This is a genomic window from Rhodobacter sp. P1_C2 (assembly GCF_056406375.1).
On sequence record NZ_JBFUAG010000010.1, the window covers coordinates 190,825 to 210,098 of the forward strand.

At 66.1% G+C, this 19,274-nt stretch carries 18 protein-coding genes and 1 pseudogene; 8 read left to right on the top strand and 11 right to left on the bottom strand.

Annotated features, from left to right (window positions below):
* Window positions 1-20: 20 nt before the first annotated feature.
* Entirely contained in the window at window positions 21-1,208 is a 1,188-nt protein-coding gene (locus AC1DZT_RS17980) for a 2-aminoethylphosphonate--pyruvate transaminase (RefSeq protein ID WP_478008019.1), read from the bottom strand.
* A 103-nt stretch (window positions 1,209-1,311) separates the two neighbouring features.
* Window positions 1,312-2,964 (bottom strand): Na/Pi cotransporter family protein, encoded by a 1,653-nt coding sequence (locus tag AC1DZT_RS17985; RefSeq protein ID WP_478008020.1) that lies wholly within the window; start codon window positions 2,962-2,964, stop codon window positions 1,312-1,314.
* Between the two features lie 95 nt (window positions 2,965-3,059).
* On the opposite strand from AC1DZT_RS17985, the gene AC1DZT_RS17990 reads away from it, so the two are divergent.
* Window positions 3,060-3,938, top strand: coding sequence for a LysR substrate-binding domain-containing protein (locus AC1DZT_RS17990; protein WP_478008021.1), 879 nt, complete (start codon window positions 3,060-3,062; stop codon window positions 3,936-3,938).
* A 9-nt stretch (window positions 3,939-3,947) separates the two neighbouring features.
* Here AC1DZT_RS17990 and AC1DZT_RS17995 read toward each other — a convergent pair whose 3' ends face one another.
* From AC1DZT_RS17995 to AC1DZT_RS18025, 7 genes are all read right to left on the bottom strand, one after another.
* Window positions 3,948-4,871, bottom strand: coding sequence for a dihydrodipicolinate synthase family protein (locus tag AC1DZT_RS17995; protein ID WP_478008022.1), 924 nt, complete (start codon window positions 4,869-4,871; stop codon window positions 3,948-3,950).
* 3 nt (window positions 4,872-4,874) lie between these two features.
* Entirely contained in the window at window positions 4,875-6,023 is a 1,149-nt protein-coding gene (gene dgoD / locus AC1DZT_RS18000) for a galactonate dehydratase (protein ID WP_478008023.1), read from the bottom strand.
* 4 nt (window positions 6,024-6,027) lie between these two features.
* Entirely contained in the window at window positions 6,028-6,801 is a 774-nt protein-coding gene (locus AC1DZT_RS18005) for an SDR family oxidoreductase (protein ID WP_478008024.1), read from the bottom strand.
* 3 nt (window positions 6,802-6,804) lie between these two features.
* Window positions 6,805-7,632 (bottom strand): aldose 1-epimerase, encoded by an 828-nt coding sequence (locus AC1DZT_RS18010; protein WP_478008025.1) that lies wholly within the window; start codon window positions 7,630-7,632, stop codon window positions 6,805-6,807.
* A gap of 3 nt (window positions 7,633-7,635) precedes the next feature.
* Window positions 7,636-8,586 (bottom strand): L-arabinose ABC transporter permease AraH, encoded by a 951-nt coding sequence (gene araH, locus AC1DZT_RS18015; RefSeq protein ID WP_478008026.1) that lies wholly within the window; start codon window positions 8,584-8,586, stop codon window positions 7,636-7,638.
* An 8-nt stretch (window positions 8,587-8,594) separates the two neighbouring features.
* Window positions 8,595-10,112, bottom strand: coding sequence for an L-arabinose ABC transporter ATP-binding protein AraG (gene araG / locus AC1DZT_RS18020; protein ID WP_478008027.1), 1,518 nt, complete (start codon window positions 10,110-10,112; stop codon window positions 8,595-8,597).
* Between the two features lie 70 nt (window positions 10,113-10,182).
* The gene (locus AC1DZT_RS18025) at window positions 10,183-11,175 is read right to left on the bottom strand and encodes an arabinose ABC transporter substrate-binding protein (RefSeq protein WP_478008028.1); all 993 of its coding nucleotides are present in this window, start codon (window positions 11,173-11,175) and stop codon (window positions 10,183-10,185) included.
* Between the two features lie 226 nt (window positions 11,176-11,401).
* Between AC1DZT_RS18025 and AC1DZT_RS18030 the strand changes: the two genes are divergently transcribed.
* Entirely contained in the window at window positions 11,402-12,133 is a 732-nt protein-coding gene (locus tag AC1DZT_RS18030; RefSeq protein ID WP_478008029.1) for a FadR/GntR family transcriptional regulator, read from the top strand.
* A 31-nt stretch (window positions 12,134-12,164) separates the two neighbouring features.
* A complete protein-coding gene (gene dgoD, locus AC1DZT_RS18035; RefSeq protein ID WP_478008030.1) occupies window positions 12,165-13,313 on the top strand; it encodes a galactonate dehydratase in 1,149 nt (382 codons plus the stop codon).
* Between the two features lie 13 nt (window positions 13,314-13,326).
* On the opposite strand, the gene AC1DZT_RS18040 is transcribed toward dgoD (AC1DZT_RS18035), so the two are convergent.
* Complete coding sequence (locus tag AC1DZT_RS18040; RefSeq protein ID WP_478008031.1) at window positions 13,327-14,118, bottom strand: helix-turn-helix transcriptional regulator; 792 nt, start codon at window positions 14,116-14,118, stop codon at window positions 13,327-13,329.
* A gap of 168 nt (window positions 14,119-14,286) precedes the next feature.
* Here AC1DZT_RS18040 and AC1DZT_RS18045 point away from each other — a divergent pair, with 168 nt between their 5' ends.
* From AC1DZT_RS18045 to AC1DZT_RS18065, 5 genes are read left to right on the top strand one after another with little or no spacing between them, the layout of a single operon-like run.
* Complete coding sequence (locus AC1DZT_RS18045; protein WP_478008032.1) at window positions 14,287-15,348, top strand: ABC transporter ATP-binding protein; 1,062 nt, start codon at window positions 14,287-14,289, stop codon at window positions 15,346-15,348.
* A gap of 24 nt (window positions 15,349-15,372) precedes the next feature.
* Entirely contained in the window at window positions 15,373-16,530 is a 1,158-nt protein-coding gene (locus tag AC1DZT_RS18050; protein WP_478008033.1) for a polyamine ABC transporter substrate-binding protein, read from the top strand.
* Window position 16,531: 1 nt separating this feature from the next.
* Window positions 16,532-17,398, top strand: coding sequence for an ABC transporter permease (locus AC1DZT_RS18055; RefSeq protein ID WP_478008034.1), 867 nt, complete (start codon window positions 16,532-16,534; stop codon window positions 17,396-17,398).
* Window positions 17,398-18,213 carry an ABC transporter permease gene (locus AC1DZT_RS18060; protein WP_478008035.1) on the top strand — a complete coding sequence of 272 codons (816 nt, stop codon included), beginning with the start codon at window positions 17,398-17,400 and terminating at the stop codon, window positions 18,211-18,213. The genes AC1DZT_RS18055 and AC1DZT_RS18060 overlap by 1 nt, the downstream gene beginning before the upstream one ends.
* The gene (locus AC1DZT_RS18065; RefSeq protein WP_478008036.1) at window positions 18,197-18,943 is read left to right on the top strand and encodes an SDR family NAD(P)-dependent oxidoreductase; all 747 of its coding nucleotides are present in this window, start codon (window positions 18,197-18,199) and stop codon (window positions 18,941-18,943) included. The genes AC1DZT_RS18060 and AC1DZT_RS18065 overlap by 17 nt, the downstream gene beginning before the upstream one ends.
* 98 nt (window positions 18,944-19,041) lie before the next feature.
* Here the strand turns inward: AC1DZT_RS18065 and AC1DZT_RS18070 are convergent.
* Window positions 19,042-19,274, bottom strand: a pseudogene (locus tag AC1DZT_RS18070) (IS110-like element ISHne4 family transposase); the annotation flags it as partial.

Below are 19,274 nucleotides of genomic sequence, written 5' to 3' on the forward strand. Positions count from 1 at the left end.
TCCGTTCTGTGAAAAGGGGGTCAGGCGGCGAGTTTTGCGCGCTCGGCAATCGCTGTGGCGGGCGGGGCGGCGCTGTCGACGCCCATGTCGGCCAGGCAGGCGGCGGCAGCTTCGACCACCCGGCGCATGATGGCTTCGTCCATCCGCCCGATGCAGCCGATGCGGAAGCTGTCCACCACGGTCAGCTTGCCCGGGTAGATGATGAAGCCCTTGGCCTTCATCAGGTCGTAGAAGGTCGAGAAAACGAAGTTCGGATGGGAAGGGTTGAAGAAGGTCACGATGATCGGCGACAGCCAGGCATCGGCGAGCAGGGTTTCAAAGCCGAGGCCGCGCATCCCCGCCACCATCACGTCGCGGTTGCTTGTATAGCGGGCGCCGCGCCCGGCCACGCCACCTTCGGCCGCGTGCAGCCGCAAGGCCTCCAGAAAGGCCGCGATGCTGTGGGTCGGCGGGGTAAAGCGCCACTGGCCGGTCTTCACCATCGCCACCCATTGCGCATGGACATCGAGGCTGAGCGAATGGGCATTGCCCTTTGCGGCCTCCAGCGCCGATTTGCGGGCGATGACAAAGCCGAAGCCGGGCACGCCTTCGATGCATTTGTTGGCCGAGGAGACGAAGGCATCGTATTGGATGCGGTTCACGTCCAGATCGACCGCGCCGAAGGCCGACATCGAATCCACCAGCAGCTTGCGGCCCCGTGCGGCGACCGCCGCGGCAATCTCGGCCACCGGGTTCAGGATGCCCGAGGAGGTCTCGCAATGGATCGCGATGACATGGGTGATGGCGGGATCGGCGTCGAGCGCGCGGCCCACCTCGTCGCCCCGCGGCGGCAGGTAGTCGCCCTTGTCGATCAGCGTATAGGCCCGGCCCATCACCCGCAGCGTCTCCGCCGCGCGCAGGCCATAGGCGCCATTGGCCAGCACCAGGACCTTGCCATCGCGCGGCACCAGCGTGCCCAGCATCGCCTCGCAGCAGAAGGAGCCCGAGCCCTGGACCGGCACGCAGGCAAATTCGCCCCTGGTGTCACCCGCCAGGGCAACCAGTTGATCGCACATGGATTTCGTCATGGCGCGGAAATCGCCATCCCACGAACCCCAATCGCGCAGCATCGCTTCCTTGACGCTGTAAGCCGTGGTCAGCGGCCCCGGCGTCAGCAGGAAGGGCTCGCCCAGACGGGGGTCTTCGAAGGCGGTATCGGCTTTTGTCATGGTGGCCTCTTGGGGTTGAACCTCGATCTGAAGGCAGTTTTCCATGGGGTGATTTATATGTAAAATCGTTATTTAAGATCAGATCATCGGCAGAAACGATGATCTATGCCGGTTCCGCCAGCCGGCTTTCCAGAAGCAGGCCCGAATCCGACAGGATCGGATAGGCGACCTTGACGAGGAGGGAGTTCACCTCCTTCAGCGCGCGCACCACCTCCATATGGATGTCGCTGGTGTCGATGCTGCGCAGGTTGCCAGAGCGCAGCCTGGCGATATGGCGGTCGTGAAAATCGCGCTCCACCTGGCGCAGCACGGCCTTTTCGGCGACCAGAAGCCGCGCGCTTTCCAGGTCTTTCGAGACCAGAACATTCAGCGCGATCTGCGCATTGGCCATCACCCTCGCGTGCAGGCTGTTGAGCTCTTGCCAGCCCTCGTCAGAGAATCGCACTTTCAGCCTTGCCTTGTCGGAGGCCTGCGACAGCAGGGTCTTGGCAATGATGTCGCCGATCGCCTCGAAGTCGTTGGCGAGGCCGGCGAGTTCCAGCCCGCGCCGGGCCTCGTCCTCGGTCAGGACGCCGCGGTTCAGTTCGGCCACGAAAAGCTTGATGTCGCTGTGGCGCTGGTTGATCTCGGCATCCATGGCGCGAAGACGGGTGATGCCGCGATCATCGCCCGCCTCCAGCAGGTCCATCACCGGGCGCAGCATCGCCTCCAGCGTCTCGCCCATCCGCAAAAGCTCGCGCTGCGCGCTGGCCAGGGCGAGGTTGGGCCGGCTGATCGCGCTGCGGTCCAGCGCGCTTTGCCATGTGGCGGCGGCAGCGCCCTCGGGCGTGGGCCAGAGCCGCGCGGTGAGCCTGTCCATCAGGCCGGTGAAGGGCAAGGACAGCAGCAGGAGGCCGAGGTTGAACAAGAGATGGAAGTTGACCAGCTGGACCCCGGCCCCCGTGCCCAGATGCGCCAGGGGATGCGGCACGACCTGCAAGAGCAAAAGGGCGATCCCCGCCCCCACGCCGCGAAACATCAGGTTGGCCAGCGGAATCCGCCGGGCGGGCAGCCCGGCACCCCGGGTCAGCCAGACCGCGACCATCGCCCCGCCGAGGTTCGCCCCCAGCACCATCGGCGCCGCCGCCTCGGCCGGAAGCACGCCGCCCACCGCGAAATTGGCAAAGATCAGCAGCGTCGCAACCGAGGAATGCAGCCCCCAGGCCAGCAGGGCCGCCACGACGAAGGCGGTCAGCGGATCGCCCGCCAGCCAGCCCGCGATCTGCGGCAGCACGGCGCTTTGCCGCAAAGGCTCGGTCGCGGCCCCCACCATGCGCAGCGACATCAGGATGAAGGCCACCCCCAGCACCACCCGCCCGATCTGCTTCAGCTGCCTTTGTTCGAACTTCAGGAACAGCGTGGCGCCGGTCAGCACCAGGACCGGGATCAGCTCGCTGAGGTCAAAGGACAAAAGCTTGACCACCAGCGCCGAGCCGAGATCCGCCCCCAGCAGCGCCGCGATCCCGGCACTGATGCTGAGGATGCCGGAGGTCGCAAAGCCCGCGGCCAGGATGCCCACCGCCGTGGCGCTTTGCAGGATCACCGCCAGCACGGTCCCGGCCATCGCCATGCCCAGCGCCCCGCCCCCGGCGCGGCGCAGCACGGCGCGCAGACCGGCCCCCCAGGCGCGGTCCATCCCGGTGCCGACCATCCGCACCGCCCACAAGAGCAGCATGACGGCGGCGGCAAGGTGAATGAGGATCAGAAAAGGGTGCATGGCGGCCTCCTGCGGGTGATCCCCCAAAAGGCGCCATTGCCACTCATAATTCAAATCGTTAGTTCTTATCCAATCATAGATTCCACAGGTGACCCATGCGCTATGTCCAGCTTCGTGCCTTTCACTATGTCGCCACCTGTGGCGGGTTCTCGCGCGCCGCCGAGGCGCTGTTCCTGACCCAGCCCGCCATCTCTGACCAGGTCAGCAAGCTGGAGGAGGAATATGACGTGTTGCTGTTCAACCGCATCCGCAAGCAGGTGGTGCTGACCGCCGCGGGCGAGCAGTTGCTGCAGATCACCCGCAGGCTTTTCGACTGCGAACAGCAGGCGCTGGATTTCCTGTCGGAAAGCCGGGCGCTGCAATCGGGCAACCTGCGCATCGTCGCCGACAGCGCGCACCATCTACTGCATATCCTCGCCGCTTTCCGCAAACGCTATCCTGGGGTGAAGATCTCGGTCCGTTCGGGCAATACCGAAACGGTGGTGACCAGCCTGCACAATTACGAGGCCGACCTGGGCATCCTGGGCGAGATGCCGACGCTGAAGAATTTCGACAGCGAGCTTCTCAGCTCCTCCCCCATCATCGCCTTCGTCGCGGCGCATCACCCGCTGGCCAAGGCCGAACGTCTGACCTTTGCCGAACTGGCCGACCATCCGCTTGTCCTGCGCGAACGCGGATCGAAGACGCGGCTGAAGCTGGAGGAGGCCGCCCGCGCCGAAGGGATCGAGCTGAAACCCACGATCGAGGCCGAGGGCCGCGAGGCCGTGCGCGAGATCGTGGCCTCGGGTGTCGGCATCGGCTTTGTCTCGCTGGTGGAGTTTGGCGAGGACAGCCGGCTGGTGGCGATAAGGCTCGACCCCGACGACAGGATGATGATGGACGAGGCGCTGATCTGCCTGCACGAAAGGCGCAACTCCAAACTGGTGCAGGCCTTTTTCGAAATGGCGCGCCAGGCGAACCTGGGCCGGGCCTGAACCGGGGCGTCAGCCCTTGACCGGCGCCTGCCGCCGCAGGGGGCCAAGGCTGGCCGCAAGGCGCGCCACCATCTCAAGGCCGGTCTGGTTCGGCCGCAGGGCGGGGGCGCGGTCATGGACCTCGCTCCCCACCCGCGCCGCGTAAAGCCTTTTGCCGTAGCAGACCAGATGTTCCAGCCCCTGCATCGTGGCCACGACAGCGGGCAGCATGGCGGCGTAGCGCGCCTCGGCCCCGGCCATGTTGCCGCGCCGGTAGGCCTCGTAGGCCGCGACGGCATGGTCGATGCAATCGGGGGCGAGGATCAGGCCGCGACAGCCGATGCGGAAATTGTCGAGCATTTCCAGACCCGCACGGCCATTGAACACCGGCAGGCTGCCGCCGGTCGCGGCGAGGACGGCGGCTATTTCGGTGACCGGACCTTCGCCCTTGATGGCGCGGATATTGGGATGCTGGCGGACCAGATCGGCGATCTCTGCGGCACTCAGGCCCCGCCCCATGAAGGCGGGCGCGTTCTGGATCGCGACGGGCAGCGCCGTGGCCTCCGCCACGCGGCCAAAGAAGCGGATATATTCCGCCGCGCCATAGCTGCCGACCATCGGCGGTTGCAGGATCACCCAATCCGCACCGACGCTTTCCGCATGGCGGACCTGTTCGACCTGCTCGGCCACCGAGGCGCCGAAGATGGTGAAGGCCAGGGGCACGGCGCCCGCGGTATCCTCGGCCACCCAGTCCATCACGGTCCGGCGCTCGGCCCCGGTCAGCTTGGCAACCTCGGTGGCAAGGCCCAAGGCGGCCATGCCATGCACCCCGGCCTCCAGACAGTGCCGGACCTGCCGGCGCATCGCGTCGCGGTCAAGCCGCTCGGCCCCATCGAACAGGGCGTAGAGGATGGCATGGATGCCGTGCAGCTGGTCGGTCGAAAAGTCGCGCATGCCTTACCAATCCGCAATCGCGCCATCGGCATGGCGCCAGACCGGCGCCCGCCAGGCATGGCCCAGCGCCGCGCGTTCGGCCACCACGGCCTCATCCACCGCGATGCCCAGACCCGGCCCCATCGGGATCGGCAGGAAGCCATCCACCACCTTGAAACGGCTGTCCGGGGTCAGGTAATCGTTCAGATCGCCGCCCTGGTTGTAATGGATGCCGAGGCTTTGTTCCTGGATGACAGCGTTGTAGCAGATCGCATCGACCTGCAGGCAGGCGGCCAGCGCAATCGGGCCAAGCGGGCAATGCGGTGCCAGCCCCACGTCATAGGCCTCGGCCATGTGACCGATCCGCACCATCTCGGATATGCCGCCGACATGGGCGGTGTCGGGGTTGATCAGGCCCGCCGCGCGCTTTTCAAACACCGGGCGGAAGTCATAGCGCGAATGCAGCCGCTCGCCGATGCACAGCGTGATCGGGGTGGAGCGCGCGAGATCGGCCATGACATCGACATGGGCCGAGACCACGGCATCCTCCACGAACATCGGGCGGAGATATTCCATCTCCTTCAACAGCACCTTCGCCATCGGCGCATGCACCCGCCCGTGGAAATCAAAGGCGAGGTCCAGGGCCGAACCCACCGCATCGCGCAAGGCACCGACGCGGGCGACGATCTGGTCCACCTTGCGGTTGCTGTCGATGTATTGCAGCTCTTCGGTGACGTTGAACTTGCAGGCGTCATAGCCAAGCGCCAGCAGCGCCTGCGCCTCTTCGATCAGGTTCTGCGGCCGGTCGCCGCCGATCCAGCGATAGCTGCGCACCCGGTCGCGCACCTTTCCGCCCAGCAGGGCATGGACCGGCTGGCCGTAGGCCTTGCCCTTGATATCCCACAGCGCCATGTCGATGCCCGACATCGCACTCATCAAAACCGGGCCGCCACGGTAACAGCCGTTGCGGTAGATCATCTGCCAGGTGTCCTCGATCAGCATCGGGTCACGGCCGATCATCACGGTTTCCAGCTCGCGGATCTTGGCGGCGAGGGTTTCGGCATGACCTTCCAGCACCGGCTCGCCCCAGCCGACAAGGCCCTCGTCGGTCTCGATCTTCAGAAACAGCCAGCGCGGCGGGACGATAAAGGTTTTCAGCGCGGTGATTTTCATGGGCCTATCCGTGTTGCAGGGTGCTGAGGCCGCCATCGATGACGAGGCAGGCCGCGGTCATGAAGGGGGTCTCGTCCGAGATCATGAAGACCGCCGCCATGGCGATCTCCTCCGGGGTGGCGATGCGACCGCCGGGGTGCAGGGCGAGCGTTGCGGCGCGGGCGGCGGCCGGGTCGGGGAAGCTGGCCCACCAGTCGAGCGTCTTTTGCGTCTGCACATAGCCGGGGGCTATGGCATTGACCCGCACGCCTTGCGGGGCAAATTCCAGCGCCAGCGATTTCGTCAGGCCCAGAAGCGCGTGTTTGGCGACCGGATAGGGGAAGGTGCCGGGGATGATGGTGAAGCTGTGGGTCGAGGCGATGTTGAGGATCGCCCCGCCGCCCGCCGCGATCATCCCCGGCAGGGCGGCGCGGCAGCAGTTCCAGGCGCCCTTCACGTTCACATCGAAATTGCGCTGCCAGTCCGCGTCCGGGGTGTCGAGCGGCGCGCCGAAGACGTTGATCCCGGCATTGTTGATCACCGCATTGATCGGGCCAAGGGTCGCGGAGGCCTGCGCCAGCGCCGCCTCGATCGCGGCGCGGTCGGCGATATCGGCCACGGCAGACCCGATCCTTTCCGGCGCGCCCAGATCCGCCACCGCCTTTGCCAGAAGGGCGGCGTCGCGGTCGATCAGGAAGAGGGCCGCCCCCTCGCGCAGGCAGGCGCGGGCGATGGCCAGGCCGATGCCCTGCGCGGCGCCGGTCAGAAAGATGCGTTTGCCTGCCAGACGATCGGCCATGCTCTACTCCAGATCCGAAAGGTGAAAGGTGATGCGCCCGGACAGGGTCTGGCCCGGCGCCAGAAGATGCAAGGCCTGCGGTCCCTGCAGGGCCAGGGCATTGGGCAGATGGGTCATCGGCTCCAGGCAGAAAAAGCTGGCGTCATCCGCGGGCGCATAGGCCATCAGATGGGCAAAGATCGGATCGGCGCGCAGATCCAGCCGCAGCCCGGTCTCGGGCCATTCGATGCGGGCCCGGCCGCGCCATCCCTCGTAAGCGTTGTTCAGACGGTGCTGTGGCAAGGGCGCTGCGCTGGTGAAATCGGCGTTGGCGGGAACCGGGCCGCGCGTGCCGGGCAGGTGGCCGGCAGCCTCGCTCCAGAAGGCCTGCGCCGGGGCGGTGACTCTTGTGGCGGGGCTGCGTGGAAAGAAGGGATGCAGGCCAAGGCCAAAGGGCATGACCCGCGCGCCCCGGTTGGTCACCGACAGGGCAACAGCCAGCGCGGCGCGCTTCAGGGTCACGCTCATCTCCGCGCGGTAGACATGGGGCGAGGCGGCGGGCTGGGTCTGGTCCAGCACGAGATGCGCCCGCATGGCGCTGGAGGCCGCCACCTGCCACCGGGCCAGCCAGCCATCGCCATGCAGATAGAAGGGCTCGGCCGTATTGGGCGCAAAGCGGTAAAGCTGCCCGTCCAGCGCGAAGGAATTGCCCTCCACCCGGTTGCCAAGCGGTACGAGGGGAAAGCAGGGCTTGGGTCCCAGAAACGTCCGCCCGTCGCGCATCTCTCCCCTCAGGCCCGCGCCGTCCGGGCAAAGGCTGACCGCCAGCGCCGCGTTCTGAAGCCGCAGCATGGCCTAGCGCCGACCCCAGGCGCTGGACCGCAGGTTGTCGAGCAGGACCGCCAGCAGCAGGATCACGCCGCGCACGATATATTGGTAGAAGGCCGGGATGTTCAAAAGGTTCATCGCATTCTCGGCGATGCCCATGATCATCACACCCACGATCACCCCGGCAATCGCCGCCCGCCCGCCCGCCAGCGACACCCCGCCCAGCACGCAGGCCGAGATGACCGAAAGCTCCAGCCCCACCGCCGCATTCGGCTGACCCGAGGTGATCCGCGAGGCCAGAAGCACCCCCGCCACCGCGCAGACCAGGCCCTGCAGCGCAAAGATCAGGATCCGGGTGCGGTCGACATTGACGCCTGCGAGACGCGAGGCCTCGGGGTTGCCGCCGATGGCGAGGGTGTTCTTCCCGAACACTGTCCGGTTCAGCACGAAGCCGAACAGTACGAACAAAAGGCCCAGCACCCAGATCGGCGCGGGCACGCCGAAGTATTTGTTGAGCGCTATGTTGAAGAAGGCCGGATCGTTGATCCCCACCGCCCGGCCATCCGAGGCGATCAGCGCCAGGCCCCGCACGATCTGCATCGTGGCCAGCGTGGTGATCAGCGCGTTGATGCGGAATTTCGCGATCACCACGCCGTTGATCAGCCCGACGACAAAGCCGCAGACCAGCGCCGCCAGAAGGCCCAGCAGGATCGACCCGGTGGCATTGGACGCCATCACCGCCACCATGCCGGCAAAGGCCACGATGGAGCCGACCGAGAGGTCGAAATCCCGCGCGGCCAGGCAAAACATCATGGTGCAGGCGACGATCCCCACCGTGACCACCGATTGCAGCAGGCCCAGCATGTTCCGCTCGGTCAGGAAATTCGGCACCAGAAGCGAGACCAGCGCGAAGGCCAGAAGAAAGATGACGACAAGCCCCTGTTCGCCCAGAAGCAGTTTCTTGAGTTGGTCTTGCATGGCGGTCCTCACGAGGCTTTCATCTGGTCGGCTTCTGCCGCGCGGTCCGGCAGGGCGGCGGCCAGGATGGTGTTTTCGGCGAATTGGTCGCGCGGCAGGTCGGCGCTGATCCGACGCTCGCACATCACGAGGATGCGGTCGCAGATCCCCATGACCTCGGGCAGTTCGGAGGAGACGACGACGATCGCCATGCCCTCCGCCGCCAATCCGTAAAGCAATTCGTAGATCTCGGCCTTGGCGCCGATGTCGATGCCGCGGGTCGGCTCGTCGACGATCAGCACCTTGACGCCCTGTTCGGACAGCCAGCGCCCGAGGATCACCTTCTGCTGGTTGCCGCCCGACAGGTTGATGATGTCCTGCTTGCGCGAGGGGGTGCGGACGCGCAGGCGGGCGATATAGGTGTCGGCGGTCTCGGCCTCGGATTTCAGGTTGAGGATGCCCCAGCGCGCGGTGTGGCGGCGCGAGGAGATCGTGATGTTCTCCTCGATCGAGCGGCCTTGAAGGATGCCGTCATGCTTGCGGTCTTCCGAACACAGGACCAGCCCGGCGCGGATCATCGCCTTGGGGTCGCGCGCCACGACCGGCGCGCCGTCGATCCTGATGGTGCCGCTGCTGCGCGGATCGGCACCGAAGATCAGGCGCATCAGTTCCGACCTTCCCGCCCCGATCAGGCCGAAGAAACCAAGGATCTCGCCCTGCCGCACCGCGAAGCTGACCGGGTTCGGCAGGGCCGCGCCCGTGATGCCCTCGACCTGCAGCCGCACCGCCCCGGCGGGGCGCGGGCGATAGCCCCAGATGTCGGAAATCTCGCGCCCGACCATCTCGGACACCACCTGATCGCGGGTCACCCCCGCCATCGAAGGATGATGCGCCGCAAGCTTGCCGTCGCGCAGCACGGTCAGGCTGTCGCAAAGCCGGAAGATCTCGTCCATCCGGTGCGAGACATAGAGGATCACCTTGCCCTCGGCCTTCAGCCTTCCGATCAGGGCGAAGAGGATTTCGCTTTCGCGCGACGACAGTGACGAGGTCGGTTCGTCCAGCGCGATCACCCTAGCCTCCAGCATGATGGCCTTGGCGATCTCGACCATCTGCCTCTCGCCGATCGACAGGGTCTTCACCTTGCGGCGCGGGTCGATGTCGATGCCCGCAGCCCGCAGGCGCGCGCCCACATCCTCCAGCATCCGGCGGGTGGCGATCACCCCGGCCCGCGCCGGAAAGCGGCCAAGCGTCAGGTTCTCGGCCACGGTCAGTTCGGGGACCAGCTGCAATTCCTGGTGGATGACGATGACGCCATTGTCGAAGGCATCGCGGGTCGAGGCATAGGCCTGCACCTGGCCATCGATGCGGATCTGCCCGGCATTGGCGCGCAGATCGCCCGAGAGGATCTTGATCAGCGTGGATTTGCCCGCGCCATTCTCGCCCATCAGCCCGTGGACCGCGCCCTTTTCGACCCCGAAGCCGACCGCCTCCAACGCCTTGACGCCCGGATAGGTCTTGGTGATGCCGTCGAATTCCAGAAATGCCATGCCTGCCCCCGTGGCGGGTGGTCGGGGCGGCAGCATGGCCGCCGCCCCGGGATTGGTTACCGGTCCGACCTTACTCGATGCCCAGATCCTTGCGGACGCTTTCATAGGTATCACGCTTGGCCAGCGCGCCGGAGGTCAGGATCAGGGGCTCGGGCGCCTTGTCGTTGGCGACCCAGTCGTACATGTTCATCGCGGTTTCATAGCCGTGCCGCTTGGGCGAGATGATGATCGTGCCGACAAAGCCGGTCGCTGCGGGCTTCTTGAACTCGTTGATCGCGGATTCCGCGCCACCGATGCCGACGGCGATCATGCTGTCGGCCGGGATGCCGACGCTTTCCGAGGCGCGCACGGCGCCCAGCGCCGCTTCGTCGTTCAGACCGAAGGCCACCCAATGCTTGACCTCGGGATGGGCGTTCAGCACCGTGGTCGCGGCGTTCAGCGCGGCTTCGGTGTCGGTCTTGGCCTGCGGCGCGTCATAGATATTGGCCGCCGGGAAACCGCCGGCCTTCAGCGCGGAAATCGCGCCTTCCACCCGGTCCACCGCGGTGGGCAGCTGGTCGTAAGACACCCGGATCGCGCCCACTTCGGCCAGGTTCCAGCCGCGCGCCTTGGCCTCGTCCAGGATGGCCTGGCCCACGGCCTCGCCGATCTTGGTGGCAGAGATCCCCATATGCGGCACCGATTCGATGGCGGCGCCGCTGGCATCGACCAGCCGGTCATCCACCGTCATCATCTTCAACCCGTTGGCCGCCGCCTTGGCCACGATCCCCGGCCCGAGCTTCACATCCGGCGTGCAGACGATGAAGCCCTGCGCGCCCTGGGCGCCCAGGTTGTCGATCGCCGCGATCAGCTTTTCGCCATCCTCGGCGCCGATCTTGACCAGGGTGAAGCCCTTCTCGTCGGCGGCCTGCTGGGCGAACTTCCATTCGTCCTGGAACCACGGCTCTTCCGGCTGCTTCACGATGAAGCCGATCTTAATGTCTTCCGCATAGGCCGCGCCCAAGGTCAGGACGGATGCAGCCGCAAGAGCGCTCGCACAGAGCGCCTTTTTCAAGAATCGCATGGGTATCTCCTCCGGGTGGGGCGGGCCTCCATACCCGCCGTGCCGATTTTGGTAAAACAATTCATCATACCAGTCAACACACTTGATATGATGAAAGCGTTGTGCAAACTGGGTGCCATCGGGCGGTGTCGCGGGAGGTGGCGTTCGGATGCGGTTTGCGGGACAGAATGCGGCAGGATGTGACGCAGCGCCCCGGACCTTCGGGCGTGCAGAGGGGGAGGATGAGATGACAGCAGCGGCAGAATCCAAGCTGCGGCGCCCGCGGGTGATGCCCGATGTGGTGCGCGCGCTGGCCGGCGATATCCTGTCCGGCCGCTATGCGCCCGGCACGATGCTGCCGCGCGAGCCGGACCTCTGCGTCGAATATGGCGTCAGCCGCACGGTGATCCGCGAGGCCTTGAAGATGCTGGACGCCAAGGGCCTGATCGTCACCCGTTCGCGCGTCGGCACCTCGGTCGCCGATCCCGACCTGTGGAACATCCTCGATCCGCAGATCATCGAATGGCACCCGCCGGGCGCGCTGGACCAAAGGCTCTTCGATGCGATCCTGGAAACGCGGATGGGGATAGAACCCCTCGTCTGCGAACTGGCCGCGACCCGCGCCACCCTGGCCGAGATCGCCGCCATCGCGGCGGCCTGGGAGGGGATGCGCGACGCCGGCGCCGATATCGCGCTTTTCACCCGCTGCGACATCACCTTCCACCGCATCCTCTATGCCTCGAGCCATAACCCGGTCTATCGCCAGATCGGCAAGATGATCGATGCGGCGCTGACCTTCACCATCACCGCCACGGCCACCCTGTCGCCGGACGAGCGGGCCGAGGCGATCCGCGTGCACCTTGACCTGGTCGAGGCCCTGCGCCTGCGCGACCCGGCCGCCGCCCGGCAGGCGGCAGACAATATCGTCAACCTTGCGGCGCGCGACCTCGCGCTGACCAAGAAACTCGGCAGCGACTGAGGATTCCGTCCTGCCGTCCGGAGCATTGCCCATGAAGATCACCGCCCTGAAAACCTTCATCGTCCCGCCGCGCTGGCTGTTTTTGAAGATCGAGACCGATGCCGGCGTCTCGGGCTGGGGCGAGCCGGTGGTGGAGGGGCGCGCCCTGACGGTCGAGGCGGCGGTGCATGAGCTGGCCGATTACCTGATCGGCCAGGACCCGCGCCGGATCGAGGATCACTGGCAAGTGCTTTATCGCGGCGGCTTTTACCGGGGCGGCGCGATCCACATGAGCGCGCTGGCCGGGATCGATCAGGCGCTGTGGGACATCAAGGGCAGGGCGCTTGGCGTGCCGGTGCATGAATTGCTGGGCGGCCGCTGCCGTGACCGGATCAAGGTCTATTCCTGGATCGGCGGCGACCGTCCTGCCGATGTGGTCAAGGGCGCGCAAGATCTGGTGGCGCAGGGCTTCACCGCGCTGAAGATGAACGGCACCGCAGAGCTGCAGATCGTCGACAGCCATGCTGCCATCGACGCCGCCGTCGAACGGGTGGCGCTGGTCCGCCAGGCCGTCGGCCCCCATGTCGGCATCGCGGTCGATTTCCACGGCCGCGTCCACCGCCCGATGGCCCGCGCCATGGTGAAAGAGCTGGAACCCTACAAGCTGATGTTCATCGAGGAACCCGTCCTCAGCGAAAACCGCGAGGCGCTGCGCGAGATCGCCGCCCTGTCGAGCGCGCCGATCGCCCTGGGCGAGCGGCTTTACTCGCGCTGGGATTTCAAAGCCGTGCTGAACGAGGCGGTCGTGGACATCATCCAGCCCGACCTGTCCCATGCCGGCGGCATCACCGAATGCCGCAAGATCGCGACCATGGCCGAGGCCTGGGATGTCGCCGTCGCGCCGCATTGCCCCCTCGGGCCGATTGCCCTTGCCGCCTGCCTGCAACTGGACGCCGTGACCTACAACGCCTTCATCCAGGAACAGAGCCTTGGCATCCATTACAACGCCACCAACGACCTGCTGGATTATGCGCTGAACAAGGACGTGTTCCGGTACGAGGATGGCATGGTGGCCATTCCCGAAGGCCCGGGGCTCGGCGTCGATGTGGACGAGGATTATGTCCGCGCACGCGCCGCAGAAGGTCACCGCTGGCGCAACCCGGTCTGGCGCCACAAGGACGGGTCTTTCGCCGAGTGGTAACGGCCTTCCTCGCTCAGGCGGCGGGCGTCTGGCCGCCTGGGGCGCGTTCGGCGAGGTAAAGTGACAGAAGCTGCGTCTGCGAGGAAATCCCCAGCTTGCGATAGACGTTGCGGCGGTGGACCTTGACCGTGCCGGTGGCGATGCCCAGCCGCAGCGCGATGGATTCCGAGGAATGGCCCTGCAGCACCAGTTCGACGATGGCGGCTTCGCGGTCGGTCAGGTTCAGCGGCTTCCAGGACTGGACCAGCGGCACGGCGCGCGGCTCTGCCCCGAAGCGGGCGGCGACCGTGCCCCAGTAAAGCCGGACCAGATCGCCCACCAAAGCCTCGGCCTGGCGCAGGGGGACGAGTTCGGCGGCGCTGAAGGCCCCGCTGCCCTCGCGCCGCATCAGGGACAGGACCACGGTGGCCCCCTCCAGCGGGACGAAATAGCCGATCTCCTCGGCCAGGCCGGTCTGGACGTAATAGGTGCGGTGGTATTCGCTGGAATAGAACCGGTCGGGGGCGAGATCGCGCATCCGCAAGAGGCCCGAGCGCCGATCGCGGGCATTGCGGCAGAAAGGGTCCAGCAGGTAGGGCCCGGCCTGATAAAGCGTGACGAAGACGTGGTAATCCTGCGCCGTGAAGGTGGTGAACAGATCCAGCGGCCGCTCGCCCTCGTGATAGGCGAAGACCACCACCTCATCCACCGGGGCCAGGGCGCGAACCAGCCGCAGGAAGAGCCGCCCGAAGGCCTCGTCGGTCAGCGCGGTGCGGCCCAGCGTCTCGCGCAGGGCGGCGAACAGGTCGGGAAGCGCGGGCGGCATGCCTATATCTCCGGCAAAGCTGAAACCCCGAAGCGGGCTCGGGCGTGATATATACCTTGCACGGGGCTTTTCCGCCCCAAATACCACTTTTGGGGTATATGCCGCTTTTCGGCTTGCCCTATCGTTCGGATCAAGACCCCGGAACTGGGGCGTGACAGGGGATGAGACGTGGCACCAGAGGCGATTTCCGATCTGGAATTCCGGCGGCTGACCAAGCGCTATGGCACGGTCGAGGCGGTGTCCGGCATCGAGCTTGCCGTGCCCAAGGGCGCGTTTCTGGCGATGCTCGGCCCCTCGGGCTGCGGCAAGACGACCTGCCTGCGGATGATCGGCGGGTTCGAACAGCCGTCGGAGGGCGAGGTGCGCATCGCGGGTCAGGTGGTCAACGGCATCCCGGCCTATCAGCGCCCGGTCAACATGGTCTTCCAGCACTACGCCCTGTTCCCGCATATGAACGTGGCCGATAACGTCGGCTACGGCCTGCGCCAGGCCCGCCCGCGGCTGGGCAAGGCCGAGATCGACCGCCGCGTCGGCGAGGCGCTGGAGATGGTCCGCTTGGGCTCTTTCGCCAAGCGCCGCACGCATGAGATGTCGGGCGGCCAGCAGCAGCGCGTGGCACTGGCCCGCGCCATCGTGAACCGCCCGAAAATCCTTTTGCTCGACGAGCCGCTGGCCGCGCTGGACAAGAAGCTGCGCGGCGACATGCAGCTGGAACTTCTGACCCTGCAGCGCGAGCTGGGCATCACTTTCGTCCTCGTCACCCATGATCAGGAAGAGGCGCTGTCGATGGCCGACCTCGTCTGCGTGATGAGTGCCGGGCGCATCCGCCAGATCGGCCCGCCGCAAGAGGTCTATGACAAGCCCGCCGATCTGTTCGTGGCCGATTTCGTCGGCAAGACCAACCGGATTCCCGTGACGGTGGAGAGTGGCGCCCTGCGGCTGGCCGATGGCCGCGCCCTGCCCGGAACCTCCGCCCTCACGGGCCGCGCCATCGCAGCCCTGCGCCCCGAGGCGATCCGGATCAGCCGCAGCGGCGAGGGTCTGCCCGGCACCGTCACCCACCGCATCTTCCTCGGCTCCTTCGCCGAATATTCGGTTTCCGTCCCCGGTCTGGGCGACATCCTCGTGACCACCGACCGCCGCGCCACCACCGAGGCCGACCTGATCGACCCCGGTGCCGCCGTGCGCCTGACCCATGACCCGGCCGCCGTGCTGGTATTTCCTGAGTGACAACCGAGAAAGAGAGGGCTTCCGATGACCAAGGACTTCAAGGACACGCCGATCACACCGGATCGGTTCATGGCGGAATTCATGCGCTGGAAGCGCGGTTCCATTTCGCGCCGGCATTTCATGGGGGTGACGGGCCTCGGCCTTGCCACCGCCGTGCTGTCGCGCTTCCCCGGCGCCGGGATTTCCGCGGCCCATGCCGAGGATCTGGGCAGCCAGATGGCGATTGCGACCTGGCCCAACTATCACGACCCCGCCACTTTCGAGAATTTCAAGGCCGCCACCGGCGTCTCGGTCGAGGTCAATGTCTTCGGCTCCAACGAAGAGATGCTGGCCAAGCTGCAGGCGGGCGGCGCGGGCTGGTCGCTGTTCGTGCCGACCAATTACACGATTTCCACCTATGCCGGGCTGAAGCTGATCGACCCGCTCGACATGGCCAAGCTGCCTAACTTCTCGCCCGGGACCGAGAACCAGCGCTTCACCCATGAGGGGATGGTCGATGGCACGACCTATGCCCTGCCGAAGAACTGGGGCACCACCGGATTTTCGGTGAACACCGCGAAGATCAAGACGCCGCTGACCTCGTGGAAGGATTTCTTCGCCACCGCGATGGCCGAGGCGGATGGCCGCACCATGGTGCATGACTATCAGCTGACCACGATCGGCTCGGCGCTGGTCTCGCTCGGCCTCGACTTCAACTCGACCAAGGCCGAGGATCTGGCCCAGGCCGAAAAGCTGCTTCTGGAGCTGAAGCCGCATCTCTTTGCGATCAACTCGGATTACCAGCCCTCGATGCGGTCGACCGATGCCTGGATGACGATGTGCTGGACCAATGACGGCGCGCAATTGAACCGCGACATGCCGGAGATCGCCTATGTGCTGGGCAAGGACGGCGGCGAGGTCTGGACCGACTTCTACGCCATCCCGACCTCGGCCCCCAACAAGGCGGCGGGCTATGCCCTGCTCAACTACCTGATGGACCCGGCCAATGCGGTGAAAGAGCATATCGCCAATGGCGCCCCCACGACCGACAGCCGGGTTCTGGCCCTGCTGCCGCCCGAGATCACCTCGAACAAGATCGTCTACCCCGACGAGGCCGCACTGACGCCCCTGGAGTTCGGTGCCGCCGCCACGCTGACCGACCCCGGTCGGGCCGAGCTGATGGCCCGGTTCAAGTCGGCCTGACATGTCCCTGTCCGCGCAGGCACGCAAAAACTGGGTCACGGCGGCGCTTCTGGCGCCCGCCGGGCTCTGGCTGTTCTTCTTCCTGGTGCTGCCCTTCCTCGCCATCCTGGTGTTTTCCCTGGGCGAGCGGGCAGCAGCAGGCGGCTATCAGCCGGCGCTGACACTGGCCAATTACCTCAACATCCCGGCGCGCGGCGCGGCCTTCGTCAACACCGCCCTTCTGGCCCCGATCGGTGCCGCCGCCTGCCTGGCCATCGCCTATCCCGCCGCCTGGTTCCTGGCGCTGCGGGTGTCTGACAAGCACCGCCTCTTGCTCGTCTCCCTGATGATCGTGCCCTTCTGGACCTCGATGCTGGTGCGGACCTATGCTTGGATGTACCTACTGGGCGCGCGCGGGATCCCCCATGTGCTGGAGATGATCGGGATCGAGAACATCCGCCTGATCAACACGCCCGGCGCGGTGCTGCTGGGCATCGTCTATGGCTATCTGCCGCTGATGGTGATGCCGATCTATGTCAGCCTCGAAAAGCTGGACCGCCGGCTGCTGGAGGCTTCGGCCGACCTTGGCGCAAGGCCACTTTCCACCTTCCTCAGCGTCACCCTGCCCCTGTCGATGCCCGGGGTGATGACCGGCGTGGCGCTGGTCTCGATCCTGCTTCTGGGGGAATATCTGATCCCGCAGATGCTGGGCGGCGGCAAGGTCTACTTCATCGGCAATGCGCTGGTCGACCTCTTCCTGCAGTCGCGCAACTGGCCCTTCGGATCGGCCATCGCGGTGGCGCTGGTCGCGGGCGTGGTCTGCGTTCTTCTGATCACCATGCGGATCGCCTGGAAGGTCGCGGGAACCCGGCAGATGGATCTGGTCTGATGCGCGCCTTCCTCACCGCCGTTTACCTGTTCCTCTACGCGCCCATCGCTTTGGTCGTGGTGTTTTCCTTCAACGCCGGGCGCAATGCGTCAGAGATCACCGGCTTTTCCCTGCAATGGTACGGCAAGGCGCTGTCCAATGTCTTTCTGACCAATGCCCTGCAAACCTCGCTGATCGTGGCCTTCACCTCGGCCGCCCTCGCCGCCGTCTTCGGCACGATGGCCGCGATGGGGATGGAGCGTCTGGGGCCGAAGATGCGCGCCGCGGTCGATGGGCTGATGGCGGCGGCCATCGTGGTGCCCGGCGTGGTGATCGGCATTGCGACCCTGGTCGCCCTGGCCGCGGTCTTCGGCGTGATCAACCCGCTGCTGGCGGGAATTTCGCCCACCGCCCCGCAGTTCCAGATGGGCTATCTGTCGCTGATCGCCGCACATGGCCTGTTCTCCATGGCGCTGGTCGCGATGATCGTGAAGGCGCGCATCGCCTCGCTCAGCCGCGATATCGTCGAGGCCTCCTATGACCTCTACGCCCCGCCTCTGGCGACCTTCTTCCAGATCGTGCTGCCGCAGCTGCGCCCCTCGATCCTGGCCGGGTTCCTGATGTCCTTCACCTTCTCCTTCGACGATTTCATCATCGCCTTCTTCGTCGCCGGGTCGAAGACCACGCTGCCGATGTATGTCTTCGCCTCGATCCGGCGCGGCGTGACGCCGGAGATCAACGCCGTCGCCACCATGGTCCTCATAGCCTCGCTGATCCTGATCGCGGTGGCGCGGGTGCTGATGCGGGAAAGGAAGCCTCATGCTGTTGAAGGATAAGGTCGCCATCGTCACCGGCGCAGGCTCCGGCATCGGCGAGGCGGGGGCGGCCGCCATGGCGCGCGAGGGGGCAAGGGTCATCCTCTTCGACCGCGATGGCGGCAGGGCCAAGGCCGCGGCGGACCGCATGGGGGCCGAGGCGATGGCGGTGGACGTGGCCGACGACGTGGCGCTGGGCGCGGCCATTGCCGAGGTCCTGACGCGGCATGGCCGCATCGACATCCTGCACAACCACGCCGGCATCCAGGTCGAAGGCGATCTGGAACAGGTGGCGACCCAGGGCTTCGACGCCTCCTGGGCGGTCAATGTCCGCGCGCCCTTCATGGCGGCGCGGGCGGTGGTGCCGGCGATGAAGGCGCAGGGCGGCGGGGTGATCCTGAACACCTCCTCCTCCTCGGGCGTGCAATATGACCGCGAGATGATCGCCTATGCGACGACCAAACATGCCGTCATCGCGATGACACGCCAGATGGCGGGCGACTATGGCTGCCACGGCATCAGGGTCAACGCGCTCTGCCCCGGCTGGGTCGACACGCCGTTCAACCTGCCCTTCATGGCCCAGATGGGAGGACGCGCCAACCTCGAGGCCTATATCGCCAAGCGCGTGCCGATGGGCCGCTGGGCCAGGCTGGAGGAGATGGCAGAGCCGATCCTCTTCCTCGTCTCGGACCGCTCCTCCTACATGACCGGCCAGACATTGGTGGTGGACGGCGGCGAGACGGTCGCCTGATCCTCGAATCCGAAGGATCGCAACTTTACACCTTGTAACCCCGCCCCGGATGATCGACCTCGGGGCCAAGCGCCCGGTCTGATGGTAGCAACTGTCTTTCAGGCTTTGGTTTGGGCGTAGTCTTTGCCTGTTTTGACCATTGCGTTGAGAATTGTCAGGAGTTTTCTTGCGCAGGCGATGATTGCGACCTTTGTCGGTTTTCCGGCAGCGGCGAGTCTTGCTCTGAAGGCCTTGATGTTCGGATCGTGGCGCGAGGCGATGAAGCCGGCCAGGTAGAGGCTGCGTCTGATGGCGGGTCGCCCGCCCCAGATGTGGCGCCTTCCGCGCAGGG

Bases quoted from the DNA above. Each gene is read 5' to 3' on its own strand.
- araG (WP_478008027.1), bottom strand. From the start codon at position 10,112: ATGGCATTTCTGGAATTCGACGGCATCACCAAGACCTATCCGGGCGTC.
- AC1DZT_RS17980 (WP_478008019.1), bottom strand. From the start codon at position 1,208: ATGACAAAAGCCGATACCGCCTTCGAAGACCCCCGTCTGGGCGAGCCC.
- AC1DZT_RS17990 (WP_478008021.1), top strand. From the start codon at position 3,060: ATGCGCTATGTCCAGCTTCGTGCCTTTCACTATGTCGCCACCTGTGGC.
- dgoD (WP_478008030.1), top strand. From the start codon at position 12,165: ATGAAGATCACCGCCCTGAAAACCTTCATCGTCCCGCCGCGCTGGCTG.
- AC1DZT_RS18065 (WP_478008036.1), top strand. From the start codon at position 18,197: ATGCTGTTGAAGGATAAGGTCGCCATCGTCACCGGCGCAGGCTCCGGC.
- dgoD (WP_478008023.1), bottom strand. From the start codon at position 6,023: ATGAAAATCACCGCGCTGAAAACCTTTATCGTCCCGCCGCGCTGGCTG.
- AC1DZT_RS18040 (WP_478008031.1), bottom strand. From the start codon at position 14,118: ATGCCGCCCGCGCTTCCCGACCTGTTCGCCGCCCTGCGCGAGACGCTG.
- AC1DZT_RS18010 (WP_478008025.1), bottom strand. From the start codon at position 7,632: ATGCTGCGGCTTCAGAACGCGGCGCTGGCGGTCAGCCTTTGCCCGGAC.
- AC1DZT_RS18005 (WP_478008024.1), bottom strand. From the start codon at position 6,801: ATGGCCGATCGTCTGGCAGGCAAACGCATCTTTCTGACCGGCGCCGCG.
- AC1DZT_RS18055 (WP_478008034.1), top strand. From the start codon at position 16,532: ATGTCCCTGTCCGCGCAGGCACGCAAAAACTGGGTCACGGCGGCGCTT.
- AC1DZT_RS18060 (WP_478008035.1), top strand. From the start codon at position 17,398: ATGCGCGCCTTCCTCACCGCCGTTTACCTGTTCCTCTACGCGCCCATC.
- AC1DZT_RS18025 (WP_478008028.1), bottom strand. From the start codon at position 11,175: ATGCGATTCTTGAAAAAGGCGCTCTGTGCGAGCGCTCTTGCGGCTGCA.
- araH (WP_478008026.1), bottom strand. From the start codon at position 8,586: ATGCAAGACCAACTCAAGAAACTGCTTCTGGGCGAACAGGGGCTTGTC.
- AC1DZT_RS17995 (WP_478008022.1), bottom strand. From the start codon at position 4,871: ATGCGCGACTTTTCGACCGACCAGCTGCACGGCATCCATGCCATCCTC.
- AC1DZT_RS18050 (WP_478008033.1), top strand. From the start codon at position 15,373: ATGACCAAGGACTTCAAGGACACGCCGATCACACCGGATCGGTTCATG.
- AC1DZT_RS18030 (WP_478008029.1), top strand. From the start codon at position 11,402: ATGACAGCAGCGGCAGAATCCAAGCTGCGGCGCCCGCGGGTGATGCCC.
- AC1DZT_RS17985 (WP_478008020.1), bottom strand. From the start codon at position 2,964: ATGCACCCTTTTCTGATCCTCATTCACCTTGCCGCCGCCGTCATGCTG.